The 16,477-nt window shown below is 71.1% G+C and carries 18 protein-coding genes; 10 read left to right on the forward strand and 8 right to left on the reverse strand.

The genetic code is table 11. The features are described 5' to 3' along the window. Window positions 1-78 precede the first annotated feature (78 nt). From OG322_RS29880 to OG322_RS29910, 7 genes are all read left to right on the forward strand, one after another. Window positions 79-636 (forward strand): flavoprotein, encoded by a 558-nt coding sequence (locus tag OG322_RS29880; RefSeq protein ID WP_123469156.1) that lies wholly within the window; start codon window positions 79-81, stop codon window positions 634-636. A 587-nt stretch (window positions 637-1,223) separates the two neighbouring features. Further along, window positions 1,224-2,195 carry a pectate lyase family protein gene (locus tag OG322_RS29885; RefSeq protein ID WP_123469154.1) on the forward strand — a complete coding sequence of 324 codons (972 nt, stop codon included), beginning with the start codon at window positions 1,224-1,226 and terminating at the stop codon, window positions 2,193-2,195. Window positions 2,196-2,329: 134 nt separating this feature from the next. Then, on the forward strand, window positions 2,330-2,821 hold the full coding sequence (locus OG322_RS29890) for a GNAT family N-acetyltransferase (protein WP_123469837.1): 492 nt from the start codon (window positions 2,330-2,332) through the stop codon (window positions 2,819-2,821). 143 nt (window positions 2,822-2,964) lie between these two features. Next, window positions 2,965-5,523, forward strand: a complete 2,559-nt coding sequence (locus OG322_RS29895; RefSeq protein ID WP_329307237.1) for a Tox-REase-5 domain-containing protein — start codon at window positions 2,965-2,967, stop codon at window positions 5,521-5,523. 163 nt (window positions 5,524-5,686) lie between these two features. After that, window positions 5,687-6,406: a hypothetical protein gene (locus OG322_RS29900; protein ID WP_329307238.1), complete on the forward strand. Its 720-nt coding sequence runs from the start codon at window positions 5,687-5,689 to the stop codon at window positions 6,404-6,406. Between the two features lie 129 nt (window positions 6,407-6,535). Further along, entirely contained in the window at window positions 6,536-7,255 is a 720-nt protein-coding gene (locus OG322_RS29905) for a DsbA family oxidoreductase (RefSeq protein WP_123469146.1), read from the forward strand. A gap of 92 nt (window positions 7,256-7,347) precedes the next feature. Next, a complete protein-coding gene (locus tag OG322_RS29910; protein WP_266412307.1) occupies window positions 7,348-8,409 on the forward strand; it encodes an aminotransferase class V-fold PLP-dependent enzyme in 1,062 nt (353 codons plus the stop codon). Window positions 8,410-8,457: 48 nt separating this feature from the next. Here OG322_RS29910 and OG322_RS29915 read toward each other — a convergent pair whose 3' ends face one another. After that, a complete protein-coding gene (locus tag OG322_RS29915) occupies window positions 8,458-8,943 on the reverse strand; it encodes a MarR family winged helix-turn-helix transcriptional regulator (protein WP_124283768.1) in 486 nt (161 codons plus the stop codon). 157 nt (window positions 8,944-9,100) lie between these two features. On the opposite strand from OG322_RS29915, the gene OG322_RS29920 reads away from it, so the two are divergent. Continuing rightward, the gene (locus OG322_RS29920) at window positions 9,101-10,171 is read left to right on the forward strand and encodes an alkene reductase (protein ID WP_329307239.1); all 1,071 of its coding nucleotides are present in this window, start codon (window positions 9,101-9,103) and stop codon (window positions 10,169-10,171) included. 183 nt (window positions 10,172-10,354) lie between these two features. On the opposite strand, the gene OG322_RS29925 is transcribed toward OG322_RS29920, so the two are convergent. The 3 genes from OG322_RS29925 to OG322_RS29935 all read right to left on the reverse strand — a co-directional run bounded on the left by OG322_RS29925 (window position 10,355) and on the right by OG322_RS29935 (window position 12,570). Further along, complete coding sequence (locus tag OG322_RS29925) at window positions 10,355-11,380, reverse strand: VOC family protein (protein WP_123469138.1); 1,026 nt, start codon at window positions 11,378-11,380, stop codon at window positions 10,355-10,357. A 141-nt stretch (window positions 11,381-11,521) separates the two neighbouring features. After that, entirely contained in the window at window positions 11,522-11,731 is a 210-nt protein-coding gene (locus OG322_RS29930) for a DUF397 domain-containing protein (protein WP_123469136.1), read from the reverse strand. Next, on the reverse strand, window positions 11,728-12,570 hold the full coding sequence (locus OG322_RS29935; protein ID WP_123469134.1) for a DUF5753 domain-containing protein: 843 nt from the start codon (window positions 12,568-12,570) through the stop codon (window positions 11,728-11,730). Before OG322_RS29935 ends, OG322_RS29930 begins: the two co-directional genes overlap by 4 nt. A 155-nt stretch (window positions 12,571-12,725) precedes the next feature. On the opposite strand from OG322_RS29935, the gene OG322_RS29940 reads away from it, so the two are divergent. Next, the gene (locus OG322_RS29940) at window positions 12,726-12,920 is read left to right on the forward strand and encodes a hypothetical protein (RefSeq protein ID WP_241199923.1); all 195 of its coding nucleotides are present in this window, start codon (window positions 12,726-12,728) and stop codon (window positions 12,918-12,920) included. A gap of 161 nt (window positions 12,921-13,081) precedes the next feature. Here OG322_RS29940 and OG322_RS29945 read toward each other — a convergent pair whose 3' ends face one another. Then, complete coding sequence (locus OG322_RS29945; protein ID WP_185095667.1) at window positions 13,082-13,366, reverse strand: hypothetical protein; 285 nt, start codon at window positions 13,364-13,366, stop codon at window positions 13,082-13,084. Here OG322_RS29945 and OG322_RS29950 point away from each other — a divergent pair. Beyond that, a complete protein-coding gene (locus OG322_RS29950; RefSeq protein ID WP_164494304.1) occupies window positions 13,365-13,697 on the forward strand; it encodes a hypothetical protein in 333 nt (110 codons plus the stop codon). The genes OG322_RS29945 and OG322_RS29950 overlap by 2 nt on opposite strands. 101 nt (window positions 13,698-13,798) lie before the next feature. On the opposite strand, the gene thpD is transcribed toward OG322_RS29950, so the two are convergent. The 3 genes from thpD to ectB form a co-directional block, all read right to left on the reverse strand. Beyond that, window positions 13,799-14,692 (reverse strand): ectoine hydroxylase, encoded by an 894-nt coding sequence (thpD, locus tag OG322_RS29955; RefSeq protein ID WP_123469130.1) that lies wholly within the window; start codon window positions 14,690-14,692, stop codon window positions 13,799-13,801. A 6-nt stretch (window positions 14,693-14,698) separates the two neighbouring features. Further along, window positions 14,699-15,097 (reverse strand): ectoine synthase, encoded by a 399-nt coding sequence (locus OG322_RS29960; protein WP_123469128.1) that lies wholly within the window; start codon window positions 15,095-15,097, stop codon window positions 14,699-14,701. Between the two features lie 65 nt (window positions 15,098-15,162). Continuing rightward, window positions 15,163-16,425 carry a diaminobutyrate--2-oxoglutarate transaminase gene (gene ectB / locus OG322_RS29965; RefSeq protein ID WP_123469126.1) on the reverse strand — a complete coding sequence of 421 codons (1,263 nt, stop codon included), beginning with the start codon at window positions 16,423-16,425 and terminating at the stop codon, window positions 15,163-15,165. Between the last annotated feature and the right edge of the window lie 52 nt (window positions 16,426-16,477).

Below are 16,477 nucleotides of genomic sequence, written 5' to 3' on the forward strand. Positions count from 1 at the left end.
GCAGGTGGCTTCCCCGCGCGACCGCCGTCGTACCCTGCCGGGAACCGCTTCACCTCAGCCGTCGACCGGGAGCCCCGCGTGAGCGATCAGCCTGGCCCGCAGACCAAGAAGCCCTTCCTGTACGTCGTCGTGTGCGCGGCCGGAATCGCCGGCGACGTTCACGAGCTGATCACGGCCGCCCAGCGGGCGAACTGGGACGTGGGCGTCGTCGCCACCCCGCAGGGCCTCGGCTTCATCGACGCGGCGGCGGTGGAGGCCCGGACCGGCTACCCGATCCGCTCGGCCTGGCGCGCACCCGGTGACCCGCGACCGCTCCCGCCCCCCGACGCGATCGCGGTGGCCCCGGCCACGTTCAACACCATCAACAAGTGGGCGGCCGGAATCTCCGACACCCTGGCCGTGGGCATCCTGTGCGAGGCGTACGGCCTGGGCATCCCCACCGCCGTCCTCCCGCACCTGAACTCGGCCCAGGCCGCGCACCCCGCGTACCGGCTGAGTCTGGACCGGCTGCGCGGAATGGGCGTCATGATCGGCTCGTACGAACCCCACTCACCGAAGGCCGGCGGCGGGGGCGGCCGCTTCCGCTGGGAGGAAGCGCTGGAACTGCTCACTCCGAGGCTGTCCGCGCAGGCCTGATCAGCAGCGCCGTGATGACGTGCCACCTGGTGCTACCGCGGTCGCTATGAGTCCTGGCCGAGTGGACCGAGACCGGCGTGCGGCTTCGCCGGCACGAGGTCCTGCTGGCGAGGCTCCGCCGAGCAGACGCGCTGGACTTCTCCCGGAGATCCCGGTGGTCACGCCGAGCAGGTGCCCCCGCCCGCGCCGCCGGAGCCGGCGTGCGACGGCGGTGACGCTGCTTGGCCCTCCCGTTCCACCACCTCCGGCCGGCTGTGCTCGTTGTCGCGGAGGCGGGACATCTGCGCGCCTTGCCCCGCAGTGGGTGTGCGTCCACCCGGTCGGCGAGCCGGCCCTCAAGATGCCGATGAACAGAGTCCGTATCGTCCCGGCGGACGCGCGCTCCGCGTCCTGCGAGGAGTCGAGCCGCTACCACGGACCGAACCAACTCCCCTTCGCAGTGAAGAAATTACGCCCCCGACCCGGCAACCCCCAGCTCCCCGGCGACGACAACAGAGGGACAGCGGCCGCCAAACGGACGCACCGAGACGCGTTCGAGCCGCTCAGTACAGCACCCTCCCCGCACGTCGTCGTACCGAAGGGACATCATGCGCACCCACCTCCGCACCCGTAGCCGCCGCCTCACGGCCCTCGCCGCCGGGACAGTCGCCGTCGTCGCCGTCGCCATGCTTCCGGGCTCCGCCGGGGCCGCCGAATCCTCCCCGGTGGGCTACGGGGCCGGCACGACCGGCGGCGGCAGCTCCTCCGCCGTGACCGTCACCAGCCTCGCCGCGTTCAAGACGGCCGTCACCGGCACCGCCGCCAAGACGGTCAAGGTCAGCGGGATCATCTCGCTGAGCGGCCAGGTCGACGTCGGCTCCAACACCACGGTGCTCGGCGTCGGTTCGTCCTCCGGGTTCACCGGTGGCGGGCTGCGGCTGAAGAACTCGACGAACATCGTGATCCGCAACCTCAACATCAGCAAGCCGGTGGCCCCCGCCGACGGGATCACCGTGCAGAAGTCCACCAAGGTGTGGATCGACCACAACACCTTCTCCGCCGACCGCGACCACGACAAGGACTACTACGACGGTCTGCTCGACATCACCCACGCCTCCGACCAGGTCACCGTCTCCTGGAACACCTTCAAGGACCACTACAAGGGCAGCCTGGTCGGCCACAGCGACAGCAACGCGAGCGAGGACACCGGCCATCTCCGTGTGACCTACCACCACAACTACTTCAACAACGTCAACTCCCGTATTCCCAGCCTCCGTTTCGGCACCGGTCACTTCTACGACAACTACGTCGTGGGCGCCTCGACGGCGGTGCACTCCCGGATGGGCGCGCAGATGCTGGTGGAGAACAACGTCTTCCGCAGCACCGGGGTCGCCATCACCACCATCCGTGACAGTGACAAGGACGGATACGTCGTGGAGCGCGGCAACGACCTCGGCGGCGCGGCCACCGAGATCTCGCAGGTGGGTACGTTCACCCAGGCGCCGTACTCGTACACCGCCGAACCGGCCTCGTCCGTCGTCTCCTCGGTGACCGGCGGGGCGGGAGCCGGCAAGATCTAGCCGATCACCGGCGGACCGGGCCCCCGCCCCACCGGGGCCCGGTCCGCCACCTCGGGCCGGGCGAGGTCGAGTTGAGCACGGCCGAGGGTGGACCCGGCCGCAACCTCCGGATGGCCCGGCGCGTCCTCTTCACCATGATCCGAACTGCTACGCCCGCCGATCTCGACGCGATAGTCCACCTGCACACCGAGGCACGCGCCACCTACTACCGAGGCCACCTCCCGGAGGAGGAGTACGCGGGCTCCGAGGAGGTCGGCCGCAGCCGGGACGGCTGGGCGCGCGCCATGGGCCGGGACGACGCCACCGTGCTCTGCGCCGAACGGGACGGCGTCCTCGCGGGAATCGCGGCCCACTCCGTACGCGACGGCGTCACGCACCTCACCCAGCTCCATGTGGCACCGGCCCACTGGCGCGAGGGCATCGGGACCGAGTTGCACGCCGCGTGCGTGGCGGCCTGGCAGCGGGACGGGGTGCTGGAAGCCCGCCTGGAGGTGTTCGTCCACAACACCCGCGCCCAGTCGTTCTACGTGGCCCGCGGCTGGGCCCCCGATCCGGTACACCCCCGCGCGGGCACCCATCTGGTGCTGCGCCTGGCGGTTCCGGCCGCCCCGTACCCGCCGCGCTGACCGGCTCCCGGGCGTCACTGAGCGCGGGCCCGGCGCCATTGGGACCGGAGCCGGGCCCGGGGGCCCATGACGGTGGGCCCCCGGGGGTCGTAGCCTGAGGAATCGTCATCCCGGGCACGGGCTGCGTAGTTGGGGGACTGGGCATGTCTGCGATTGGTGGCATATCCGCGTACGGAGGCGTCGGACCGGCACCCGGGTCCGGGCGGCGGGCACTGCCGCGCGCCATGGGCGCGGCCCGGTTGCTGCTGCACGTCCTCTTCGGTGCGACGCTGCTGGGCGCCGTCGGCCTGTTCGGCTCCGCGCTCGCCGCCGACGCGGTGGACGGTGTCGTCCTCGGGTTGCTGCTGTACGGGGCCGTTCCGGGCGTCGTGGGGTGGCTGCTGTCGCGGCGCGTGTGGACCGGCGGCAGGGGTGTGTGGGGCGGACTGGTCGCCGTACAGGTGTGGTTGATCCTCGGCGGCGCCGCCAATGCCGTCGACGGATCGGTGCACGGCTTCACGCAGGTGTTCCTGCCGGTGCTCATCCTGGTGTTCCTGACCCGGGCGGAGAGCCGTGCCTGGTTCCGCCTGCCGGAGCGGGAGCGGGAGAACGAGCCGGAGTTCTCCTTCGCCCACATGATCACGTGGCGTCGCGACCGGGGACAGTCCTCCCTGGAGTACCTGGGACTGGTCATGGTCGTCGTGGCCATCGTCGGTGCCCTGCTGCTGAGCGGTGTGGGCGGCCAGATCACGGGCCGCATCCAGGCCGCGATCTGCTCGCTCACGGGCACGTCCTGCCCGGTGACGGGCACCGGCAGCGACTCGGTGAACGCGGGTGACTCGGCCGGCGGCGCGGGTGCGGGCGGTGCGGATGCCGGTGGTGCGGACACGGGTGGCGCCGACCCGGGCGCCACGGTCGTCGGCGGCGCGGACGCGGGCGGCGCGTCCAGCGGCACCGGCGGGGCGACCGGCACGGGCGGGGCGAGTGGAACCGGCGGCACGGACGGCAGCAGCGGCGGTGCGAACGGCAAGACCACCGACGGCAGCACCACGACCGGCGGGGCGGGCGGCTCCTCCGACTCCGGCTCCTCCGACTCCGGCTCCTCCGGCGGCAGCGACTCGGGCGGCAGCGACCCCGGCGGCAGTGACCCCGGTGGTGGCGACTCGGGTGGTGGCGACTCGGGTGGTGGTGACTCGGGTGGTACGGCCGGTCCCGATGGGCCCGGCACGGACACCTATCCCGAGACCGCCGCCGAGCCCGAGGCCGAATACGACGACGTTTCCGCACCCGGTGAGGACGACTCGGGGGACTCCGGCGACGGCGGCGGGGAGAAGAAGGAGGACTGCGGCGGCTGGGGCTTCTTCGGCTGCGCCTGGGACCGCGGAACGCAGGTCGTCAAGGGCGTCGCCGTGGACGGTGTCTGGGGCGATGTGACGGGGGTCGTCGACCTCTTCAAGCCCTCGACGTGGTCCGGCATCGCCGGCTACGGCAAGCAGCTCGGCAGCCAGTGGATGGACGACACCAAGGACGCCGGGAACAAGTGGAGCAAGGGCGACTACTTCGGCTCGGCGTGGGACTACGGCAAGGCGTCGTTCAACACCGTGGTGAAGGTCGGCGACGACATGTTCGTCGGCGACGACGTGCGCGAACGGTGGAACAACGGGCAGAAGACCCGGGCCGTCACGGACGTCGTGTGGAACGTCGGGTCCCTCTTCATCCCCGGGTACGACGTCGCGAAGGTCGTCGGCAAGACCAGCAGGCTCGGCAAGATCGGGAAGATCGCCGCCGATGTGGCGGAGGCCGCCGAGGACGCGGGCAAGGCGTCGCGCAGGGCCCGCAAGGCCGCCGAGGCCGGAGATGTCAACGGCGCCCGCAAGGCGGCGAAGGAGGCCGACGACGCGGCGGACAAGGCCGAGGACTCGGCCCGCAAGACCGGCTGCACCATCGCGTTCGGCCCCCTGACCCGCTACGCGGGCTCCGGTGTCGCCGGGGCCGGGACCGGTGTGCTCGCCGCGGGCCCGCCGGACCGTGTGGTCCTTGCCGACAGCGGTTGCGACAAGGAGGCCGAGGCCAAGGCCAAGGAGGCCCGCGACCAGGAACGCGCGGCCTGGACGGACAAGAAGCGCGCCGAGGAGAAGGACCGCGCCGCCAAGGCGCTGGAGAAGAAGAAGCCGTGGCCGGACGCCAAGCGCAACGACACCTCCGACCCGCGCAACTACAACTCCCCGGACTGGGCCAAGGACCTGAAGGACCGGGAGCTCGGCTCCGCCGACGCCGGCGACGGGTACTGGGGGAGCCGCGACCGCAACCCCAAGCCCAACTGGAAGAACGAGTCCTGGCTGCGGTACCAGGAACAGATCACCGGCACCAAGCGCGGCAACGAGTACATCGTCGCCAACCCCAAGGAGGGCAAGCCGCCGGTGGAGTACGACGGCTGGGACTCCGGCCGGCAGACCTTCCTGGAGGCGAAGAACGGCTACAAGAGCTACCTGAAGAAGGGGGACAGCGGAACGCTCACCGACTCCGGCCGGGAGAAGTTCATCAAGGAGGCGACGGAGCAGGTCAGCGCCTCCGGCGGGCGTACGGTCGAATGGCACTTCTCCGACCCGGACGTCGCCAAGGCGGCCAGGAAGGCGTTCCGTGACAAGGGACTTCCGATCAAGGTCGTCTACAGCAAGCAGAACCCGGCCAAGAGCACCAGGAAGCCCGGGGCCTTCGACTGAGGGCCGGCCAGCGGTCCCGCGCGTACTGGGTGGGCGCGGGCGTCGCGGCTGTGGTCGCGCGCCCGCCAGGGATCACGGGACATCCCTTAGCCTGGGCGCGCGCCGGTCCGCACGTGCGGTTGCGGGCGGGACCTACGACGGCTCACAACGGTGGAGGCAGGACATGCGACGTGTGGTGCGGGGCTTCTGGGGACCCCGGAAGGAGTCGATCCCGGAGCTCGCGGGTCGCTGGAAGACCATGCTGGACGCGCTTCCCGCACTGCTCCCGGCGGCGGGTTCCGCCCCGGCGGGGCAGCCGTGGACCTGGACCGAGCACCACGGGTCCGGCCGTCCCACGCGACTGCGGCCCGATGAGGCGGAACTGGGAGCCGCGCTGCAGGCCGATCACGACTCCCCGCAGACCTCGGACGGGGCCGGCCTGAGCCTCACGAGCAGGGGCGGGCCGGGCTGGGAGATCGAAATCTCCGGACGGGGCGGCGGCGAATCGGAGTACGTGACCCAGGCGGTCGTGCTGACGGTGCTCTCGCCGGACGGCGCCGAGGTCCCGGAAGCCGCGCTTCTCGCACTGATCGCGGACGTCTGGCAGCCGGACATCGGCGATGTGACCGACGACGACCTGCTCGACGCCCTGGAGGACGACGCGGGCTACGACTACACGCTTTCCCAGCTGTGCGTCGGCCGGCTCGGCTACCTCTCCCCGGGGCGTGCGGCCCTGGTCCCCGACGGGGTGGGCGTGGCCCGTGAGGAACCGGCCGGAGAGGGCGTGCTCCTCGACATCGCACCGCCCGGGGACATCGAGGCCGTCGTGGACGCCTATGTGCGCCTCCGTGACGCCGGTGCGCTGGAACCGCTGCCCCGTCCGATGAACCGGACCTTCCTGTAGTCGGGCCTTCCGGTGCGGGGAGGAGAGACCTGGGGAATGACCAGGGCCCGGACAAGCGTTCCCCAGGGAGCGGAGGGTCCCTCCGTGCTGCGCGAGCGGCCGCCCGAGAGCCTGGAGAGAAGAAGAGTCATGCGCGTCGAGATCTGGAGCGACATCGCCTGCCCGTGGTGCTACATCGGCAAGGCCCGTTTCGAGAAGGGCCTGGCGGGGTTCGCCCACCGCGACGAGGTCGAGGTGGTGCACCGCTCCTTCGAGCTCGACCCGGGGCGTGCCAAGGGCGATACCGTGCAGGTCATCGACATGCTGGCGCAGAAGTACGGGCGTGCCCCCGAGGAGGCGCGGTCCATGGAGGCGAACGTCGCGGCCAACGCGCACGCCGAAGGGCTCGGCTACCGCGCCGAGGGGCGCGACCACGGCAGCACCTTCGACATCCACCGGCTGCTGCACCTGGCCAAGGCCCGCGGCCGTCAGGACGAGCTGCTGGACCTCGCCTACCGGGCGAACTTCGCCGAGGAGCGGTCCGTCTTCGACGGTGACGTACTGGTCGAGCTGGCCGTCGAGGCCGGTCTGGACGCCGACGAGGCGCGCGCGGTGCTCGCCGACCCGCAGGCGTACGCGGCCGAGGTGCGGGCCGACGAGCGGGAGGCGTCCGAGCTGGGTGCCAACGGAGTGCCGTTCTTCGTGCTGGACCGGCGGTACGGGATCTCCGGCGGCCAGCCCGCCGAGGTCTTCGCCCAGGCCCTGGAACAGGCGTGGCAGGACCGCCCGCTGACCGCGATCGGCGGGGACGCCGCGGCGTGTGACACCGATGGCGCGTGCGAGGTTCCGACGGCGGGCGGCAACGGCTGACCTCCGGTCGCCCGTACGCATAAGCGTTGCTTGGGGCTACCCCTTAACTATGCGTGATTGACTATGAGTTAAGGGGGCTTCAGGCTGGGCGCATGATGATCTCTTCGCTCAGCCGTGCGGTCGACGCCGAGTTCGCGCCGGAGACCGCTTATCTCAACACCTCGAGCTGCGGGCTGCTGCCCCGCCGGACCGTCGACGCGGTGAAGGCCCTCGCCGAGGAGAACGCCACGGGCCGCCGGGACGGTGCCGGTGACTTCGAGGCGGCGGACAGCGCCAGGGAGGGCTTCGCGCGCCTCGCCGGTGTGGGGGCCGGCCGGGTCGCGGTCGGCAGCTCGGTCGCTGTCCATGTCGGGCTGATCGCCTGCTCGCTCCCGGCCGGGGCCGAAGTGCTGGCGCCCGAGGGGGAGTTCAGCTCGGTCGTCACCCCGTTCGCGGTCCGCGAGGATCTGCGGATGCGGTACGTCCCGCTGGCGGAGCTGGCCGACTCGGTGCGCCCCGGGACCGCGCTCGTCGCCTTCTCCGCCGTGCAGTCGGCCGACGGCCGGCTCGCGGACCTGGGCGCGGTGCGGGCCGCGGCCGCCGCCCACGGGGCCCGTACGCTGCTGGACGCCACTCAGTCCGCGGGCTGGCTGCCGCTCGATGCCGGGGCGTACGACTACACGGTCGCGGGCGGCTACAAGTTCCTGCTCTGCCCGCGCGGCGCGTCGTTCCTCACCGTCACCGAGGAGGCGCAGCAGTCCCTGCGGCCGGTCTTCGCCGGGTGGGTCAGTGCCGAGGACCGGTGGGGCAGCACCTACGGGCCGGTCGCCGAGCTCGCGCCCGACGCCCGCCGCTACGACGAGCCGCCCGCGTTCCTCTCGTACCACGGTGCCGAGCACTCCCTCGCGCTGCTGAACGAGATCGGCATCGATGCCGTTCACGACCACGCCACCGGGCTGGCGGCCCGCTTCCGGGCCGGTCTGGCCGGGCTGGGGCGTGCGGCGGTGCCGGGGGAGACGGCCGTGGTCGCGGTGCCCGGACTCGGGGACCGGGCGGCGGAACTGGCGCGGGCCGGGGTGATGGTCTCCAACCGGGCCGGCAATCTACGGGCCGCCTTCCACCTGTACAACACCGAGGCCGACGTGGACCGCGCACTGGACGTTCTGTCCGGCTGACTCCCTGACTCCCTGACTCTCGCGGCTCTCCGGCGCCCGCGAGTGCGGTCAGCCGTTCTCCGGGCAGTCCGCCGCCTCCCGGCAGAGGTTCCCCTCGACCTTGGCCAGCAGCCGGGCCAGCTCCTCGCGCTCGCCCCTGTCCAGGCCCGCGAGGGTGTGCTCCTCCAGATTCGTCCAGGCCCGCTCCACGTCGGAGAGCAGGGCGCAGCTGGCCTCGGTGGCCTCGACCAGGACGGCCCGGCGGTCGGCCGGGTCGGGGCTGCGGCGGACGTGTCCGGACTGCTCCAGGCGCTGGAGCATCTTGGTGACCGTGGACGGATCGAGGTCGACGGCCTTGATCACCTCCGACTGGCGCACCGCGCCCGCGTCCCAGAGGTACATCATCAGGAATTCCTGGCCGGGGTAGAGGCCCGCGCTCTTGAGCAGCCTGCCCGCCGCGATCCGGTGGAGCCGCGCGAGGCGCGACACGGCATGGCTGACCGGGCCGCCCCGGGCGGCGCTCGGCAGCTCGGTACAGGCGGGGTCGGACGTCATCGCGGCTCCTCGGGATGGTGTGCGGCGGGCCCCCGCGGCGGTCGCGCCGTGGGTACCGGGGCTTCCCCGCGACTTTACCTTGGTCGGCCAAGTAATGCGCTACAGTGGCACGCATCGCAAATACTTGGCCGACCATGTAAATCTTTGGAGGCTCTCCATGACCACCGCGTTCGACCCGCTGGACCTGGCCGGCACACAGCTCGCCAACCGCATCGCCCTGGCACCGATGACCCGCAGCCGGGCGGGCGAGGGCGGTATACCGACGGAGCTGGCCGCCGAGTACTACGCCCAGCGCGCCTCGGCCGGGCTCGTCATCACCGAGGGCGTCCAGCCCTCGGCCGTCGGGCAGGGCTACCCCAGCACACCCGGGCTGCACAGCGACGGACAGGTCGCCGGCTGGCGCAGGGTCACCGACGCCGTGCACGACAAGGGCGGCACGATCTTCGCGCAGCTCCTGCACGCCGGCCGCATCGGCCACCCGGTCCTGCTGCCCGACGGGCTCACCCCGGTCGGCGCCTCCCCGGTCGCGGCGTCGGGGCAGGTCTTCACCCACGAGGGCCCGAAGGACTTCGTCATCCCGCGCGAGCTGACCGGCACCGAGATCCGGGCCACCATCGCCGACTTCGTGACCGCCGCGCGCAACGCGGTGGACGCCGGGTTCGACGGCGTGGAGCTGCACGGTGCCAACGGCTACCTGATCCACCAGTTCCTCGCGCCCAACTCCAATCTGCGCACCGACGCATGGGGCGGCTCCGTGGAGGGCCGCATCCGGTTCGCGGCCGAGACCGTGCGCGCCGTCGCCGCCGAGATCGGAGCCGCGCGCACCGCGATCCGGATCTCGCCCGGAAACCCGTTCAACGACATCGACGAGCCCGCGCCGCAGGCCACGTACCGGGCGCTGGTGCAGGCCGTCGAACCGCTCGGGCTCGCCTATCTGCACATCGTCGAGGGCAAGGCCGACGACCGCGCGCTGACCGGGGCGCTGAGCAAGGAGTTCAACGGCACGCTCGTCCTCAACCCGGCGAGCGAGGGCCCGACCGGACCCGAGGCGCTGGCCCTGATCGAGGAGGGCGTGGCGTCGGTCATCTCGTACGGGGCACTGTTCCTGGCCAACCCGGACCTGCCGGAGCGGCTGCGGGCCGGCGGCCCCTACAACGCCGCGGACCGGGCGACCTTCTACGGGGGCGACCACCGCGGCTACACGGACTACCCGGCGCTGGGCGCGTGAGACCCGGCGGGCCGGCCGCGGCGCCGCACCGGCGCGCCGCGGCCCGGTTCACCGGACGTCAGGCCGAGTCGCGGCGGACCAGTTCGGTGGCGGGCGGCACGCCCTGGCTGCGACGGGCTTGATGTGGCCGGGTGCCGTTGAGTTGATGGCGGCGGCGGCCGGCTTCTCCCACCGGCGGTCCGGCTACTGCCGCGGAGCCTCGTCCAGGGGCGCACCGTGCCACTTCCATGAGGTGACCCGCTCCCGGCCCGGCAGTTCGGCGCGACCGGTGGACCACAGCAGTACGGTCCACCGGTCGCTGTCGTCCGGGGCGCCGGGGAAGAGCCGGGCCAGCACCCGGTCGCACAGGTCCGCGGGCGGCGTCCAGTCGACGCCGAGGCCCGCCGCGAGGTCATGGGTGTGCACCAGGGTCTCCACGATGCCCATCGCGGCGAATCCCTCCGCGTCGGAGATCCCGTAGCTGTGGTGCGAGCGGACGTCCGGGGAGGTCGTCCTGACCATCGCCGCGAGCAGTGCCCCGCCGGCCTCCAGGGTCTGCAAAAGACCCGCCGTACCGGCCGCCGGGTCCGCGAAGATCGCGTTGGCCGGTCCGCCCTCGCGGCGTGCGGCCCAGTGGAACGGCACATGGCTGTCCAACGGCGGTGACTGCGGACCCAGTTGGGCCGCGTACCCGAAGAGGTCGTCGCTCAGGTGCTCCACGGTCTCCCAGCAGCTCCAGGTGAGCGTCCCCGCCGGGGTGTGCCAGCCCTGCGCCGGGGCCTCCTTGAGCGCGGCGACCGCCAGCCGCACCGCCGACGTCACGTCGTCCGCCGTGACCGGCAGCCGCGTCCCGGTCAGCAGCGCCCGCTCACGCGCACTGCACTCCACACAGAACTCGTTGCCCTCCGGATCGGCCAGCGTCGCCCAGCCCCGCCCGTTCGGCTTGCGGTGGTCGCCGACCAGGGTGGCGCCGAGGGCGAGCAGCCGCTCGACCTCCTCGTCCCGGGTGCGGTCGTCCGGCTGGATGTCGAAGTGGATGCGGTTCTTGGTGCTCTTCGGTTCGGGCACGGTGATGAACAGCAGCGCGGTACCGGGGGTCTCGACTAGGGCCTCGGGGTCACCGGGGAAATCGTCGTCGGCCAGGGAGGCGCCCAGCACCTCGGCCCAGAACGTGGCGAGCTTGTAGGCGTCGCCGCAGTCGACGGTGACGTGGTGTACGTGTGAAGTCATGGGCCTCACTGTCGCCCGTGGGCGCCGTCGGGTCCACTGAGATACGGCGGAGGGGCGGAAGGGGCGGTGCCTCAGCCGTGTCCCCGGGCGCGGCGGAGCCCCACCACGCGATGCATGACGGGGCTCCGCTGAACCGGTCGGTCAGACGGTGTCGAACCCTCCGGCCTTCACGCCCGCCACGAACGAGGCGAACGCGTTGGCGGGAACGGTCAGCACCGGGCCGCTCAGGTCCTTGGAGTCACGGACGGGGACCATGCCGCGCGAGGCGGCGACGTTGGCGGCAACCTCGACGCAGGCGCCGCCATTGTTGCTGTAGGAGGACTTGAACCAGCGGGGGGAATCGGTTGTCACGGTGTGCCCTTTCGTAACTGCTCGATCATGGCCACGGATGCCGCTTGCGAGAGCGCTCCAGCCTGCAACTGATGGTAGGCGGTCAACAGGGGCACCACGGAAGTGTTTTCCCGGTCGAGGTGGCCTTGCTGAGCGGACTCCGCGTACGACATGAGCTGGCGGTCCGAGAGCGTCAGGATGTACAGCGGCAGATCGAACGGGCGGTGCTCCGCCATGCTGAACGGGGCGATCTGGAGCACGGTGTTCGGCAGCTCGGCGAATTCCACCAGTCGTGCCAACTGCGCGTCCATGACCGCTGATCCACCTACGGGCCGACGGATGCAGCTCTCGTCAAGCACCACCAGGACAAGCGGCGGAGCGGACTTCCGTACGAGCGCTGCTTGCCGCTCCGCGACGAGGCTGGCCCGCTCGTGCGCCTGCTCGGAGGTGATCGCTCTCCGCCTGACGGCGCTCTCGGCAAGGACGGTCGCGTACTCCGGGGTCTGGAGCAGACCGGGCAGAACGCCTACCTCGTACAGCCGGATCTCCGCTGCCCTGCCCTCGTATCCCACGTACTCCGGGAAGCCTTCCAGCAGACTGCCGTGCCGGATGTCCCGCCACTCGCGCTCAAAGGAATCGGTTGTTCCTTCGAGCCCCAGTGCGGCATCAACACCGATCGAAAACCTGCGGGTTGGCGGTTTACGACCATTCTCTACGCCGGAGACGTGCCGTCCGGTGTATCCGATCCGTCCACCGAGGTCGTCCTGCTTCCAGTCGCGCGCCTCTCGTGCCCTGCGTAAGCGGGCACCGTACGCCGCTTCCGGCGACGCGTCCGGGTTCAACTCCTTGATGTTTACCAATGTGTTCTCCGTACCTGCCACGTTGAGTACGGGCCGACCGTAGGCCACGCTGGGCCGCCTTGGTAGTGGAACGGCTACGGAGAGGCACGATCGTGTGCGCAGTAAACGGTTCTTCGAACGGACGACCTCATCACGTTCCCGCTCCCGGCACGCTCATGGTGGACACCGCCCGTCAAGGCCGGGTGGGCGAGTTCCGAGGGGTCGCCGGCCCGTACTGGTCGCTGCGGCCGGTCTGCGGCGGCACCGAGTGGGAGGCCGAGCCCGAGCACGTTCGCCCGGCGGACGCCATAGAGCGGCTGCGGGCCGAGAACGCGCGGTGCAACGCGCGGAGCCGGGGTGAGGTGCTGTGAGAACCCTGACCGGCGCGCCCTACAGGGTGGAGGTCACCGCGACGGCCGGCTGGAGGGCGGTTTCGCTCGGCGGGGCGACCGCGGCGAACCGCCGGCTCGCGCTGCGGTGGCTTCGACGACAGGCGCATCGGCTCGCGGACGGGCCCGGCGTCCGCGAGCTCTCACCCCGCGGCATACGGGACGTCCGGCCGATCTGCTTTCGGAGCCCCGCCGTCCCGGACGGGCTCCGGGCGTGGGCACACGATCCGGACCAGCAGGAGCAGGCGATAGCGCGTCTGGAAGCCGGCGGACCCGACGTGCTCACCGTGCTCGACCCCGCCGTCGGCCTGCTGGTGACGCTCGCCGGATGGCCGCTCCGCCCACGCCGCGCCGCGGGCGGCCGGCCGCGCCGCAAGCACCCCGTCACCGTCTCGGCCGGGATCGTCCACCTCAACCGGAGAGCTCATGGTGATCCACTGCAACTCACCCGTCCGCCCACCCTGGTTCCGGACCGCACAGGCACACCGGCAAGCGGGGATCGAGGAACTCCCCGACCGGCTCATCTGCGAACTCGGCAAGGGGCGTACCGGTGAGCACGCCGACTGCCTGGACACCATGGGACGCGGCACCTTTGACGTATGGCTGCGCTGGAACGGTGACGACTTCACCTACGTCTGCGCCGCACCGTGCGAACAGGTGGACCCCACCATCGCCCCCCTGCTGCGACAGGCGTGCTGGTTGTTCACCGACCACGAGCCCGGACACTCCTGGGAGTTCGAGGATCTCCCGCACGACTAACGTCTCTGCCCGGTCCGGTGTCGCCCGGCCCGGTGTCCGGATACGACGCGGGGGGTGGGACGGCACCCCGTCCCACCCCCCCCGCACACCGCGGACCGGCCCTACTTCACCGGTGTGAAGTCCCGCGCCCCGATGAACTCCGGGCGGCGGACCGGGGCCGCGAAGGGCTCCTCGGCCTTGTTCTCCACGCTGTTGAACACGATGAAGACATTGCTGCGCGGGAACGGGGTGATGTTGTCCCCCGAGCCGTGCATGCAGTTGCAGTCGAACCAGGTCGCCGAACCGGCCCGGCCCGTGAAGAGCTTGATGCCGTGCCGGTCGGCCATCTTGGTCAGCGCCTCGTCGGACGGGGTACCCGCGTCCTGCATCTGGAGCGACTTCTTGTAGTTGTCCTTCGGCGTCTCGCCCGCACACCCGAGGAACGACTTGTGCGAGCCGGGCATGATCATCAGCCCGCCGTTGGTGTCGTGGTTCTCGGTCAGCGCGATCGAGACGGACACCGCCCGCATGTTCGGCAGACCGTCCTCGGCGTGCCAGGTCTCGAAGTCCGAGTGCCAGTAGAACCCCGAGGCGCCGAAGCCCGGCTTGACGTTGATCCGGGACTGGTGGACGTACACGTCCGAACCGAGGATCTGACGGGCCCGGCCCACCACGCGCTCGTCGCTGACCAGCCGCCCGAACACCTCGCTGAGCCGGTGGACCTCGAAGACCGATCGCACGTCCTGCGACTTCGGCTCGATGATCGAGCGCTCGTCGGCCCGGACCGCCGGATCGGCGATCAGCCGCTCCAGCTCGGCGTGGTAGCCGGCCACCTCGTCCGGCTCGATCAGCTGGTCGACGGTGAGGAAACCGTCGCGCTCGAACCCCTGGAGGTCCTTCGCGGTGACCGGACCCGGTGCGCCGGGCGCGGACCAGATGACCGGGTCCTGGCGGGGAGTGGTCATCTCGGCGGCGCCGCGCGATGGGTACAGGTCGGCACGTGCATCAGCGGTCATGGTGGTTCAGCCCTCCTCGGTCAGCAGCGGGTAGACGCCGTTCTCGTCGTGGTCCTCCCGTCCGGTGACGGGAGGATTGAAGACGCACACGCACCGGAAGTCCGTCTTGGGACGCAGTGTGTGGTGCTCGTGCCCGTTCAACAGGTACATCGTGCCGGGGGCGATCCAGTGCTTCTCACCGGTCTCGTCGTTGGTGAGCTCTGCTTCGCCCTCCGTGCAGAGCACGGCCTCGATGTGGTTCGCGTACCACATCGACGTCTCCGTACCCGCGTACAGCACGGTTTCGTGGAGCGAGAAGCCCACCTTCTCCTTGGCGAGCACGATGCGCTTGCTCTCCCAGGTGCCGGAGGCGGCCTTCACATGCCGGTCGGTGTTCTCGATGTCACTGAACGATCGGACAATCACGGTGGGTCGGTGCCTTTCTCTCTGCAGCGGTGTATCTCATCGGGCCCGCCCGGGGCGGCCCCGGGTCAGGCGGTCTCGCGGACGCAGCGGGCCAGCGTGCGCAGGCCCTCGTCCAGCTCCTCGGGGGTGATGGTCAGCGGCGGCAGCAGCTTGACGACCTCGCTCTGCGGACCCGAGGTCTCCAGCAGCAGCCCCAGCTCGAACGCGCGGGCGCAGACGGCCGACGCACGCTTGGGGTCGTTGAACTCCAGACCCCACACCAGTCCGCGGCCGCGGAACTGCGCGCTGTCGTGCTCGCCGCAGATCGCCAGCAGCGCGTGCTCGACCTGCTCGCCGCGGGCCAGCGTCTGCTTCTCCATCTGGCCGTCCGCCCAGTAGGCGTCGAGCGCGGCGGCGGCGGTGACGAACGCGGGGTTGTTGCCGCGGAAGGTGCCGTTGTGCTCGCCCGGCTCCCAGATGTCCAGCTCGGGCTTGAACAGGCAGAGCGACATGGGCATGCCGTAGCCGCTGATGGACTTCGACAGCGTCACGATGTCCGGCGTGATGCCGGCCTCCTCGAAGGAGAAGAAGCCGCCGGTACGGCCGCAGCCCATCTGGATGTCGTCGACGATCAGCAGCATGTCCTGACGCTCGCACAGCTCCTGGAGCGCACGGAGCCACTCGGCCCGCGCGACGTTGATGCCGCCCTCGCCCTGGACCGTCTCCACGATCACGGCGGCGGGCTTGTTGAGCCCGGAACCCTGGTCCTCCAGGAGCCGCTCGAACCAGAGGAAGTCGGGGACCTGGCCGTCGAAGTAGTTGTCGAACGGCATCGGAGTGCCGTGCACCAGCGGAATACCGGCGCCGGCCCGCTTGAAGGCGTTGCCGGTGACGGCCAGCGAGCCGAGCGACATGCCGTGGAAGGCGTTGGTGAACGAGACCACGGACTCGCGGCCCTTGACCTTGCGGGCCAGCTTCAGCGCCGACTCGACGGCGTTGGTGCCCGTCGGGCCGGGGAACATCACCTTGTACGGCAGGTCGCGCGGCCGCAGGATGACGTTCTGGAAGGTCTCCAGGAAGGCTCGTTTGGCGGTGGTAGCCATGTCGAGGCCGTGGGTGATGCCGTCGCGCTCGATGTAGTCGATCAGCGCGCGTTTCAGCACCGGGTTGTTGTGGCCGTAGTTGAGGGAGCCGGCTCCGGCGAAGAAGTCGAGGTACGAGTGGCCGTCCTCGTCCGTCAGCCGGGCGCCCTGCGCGCGGTCGAACACGGCGGGCCAGCCGCGGCAGTAGCTACGTACCTCGGACTCCAGGGTCTCGAAGACACTGAGGGCGGGCGGGGTGATGGTCACAGCGGGTCTCCTGCGTGAGGGGGGTGTGACGTGCGGCGGTGAAGGGGACTGC

This window comes from Streptomyces sp. NBC_01260, from assembly GCF_036226405.1.
In the GTDB taxonomy this organism is placed as follows: Bacteria; Actinomycetota; Actinomycetes; order Streptomycetales; family Streptomycetaceae; genus Streptomyces; species Streptomyces laculatispora.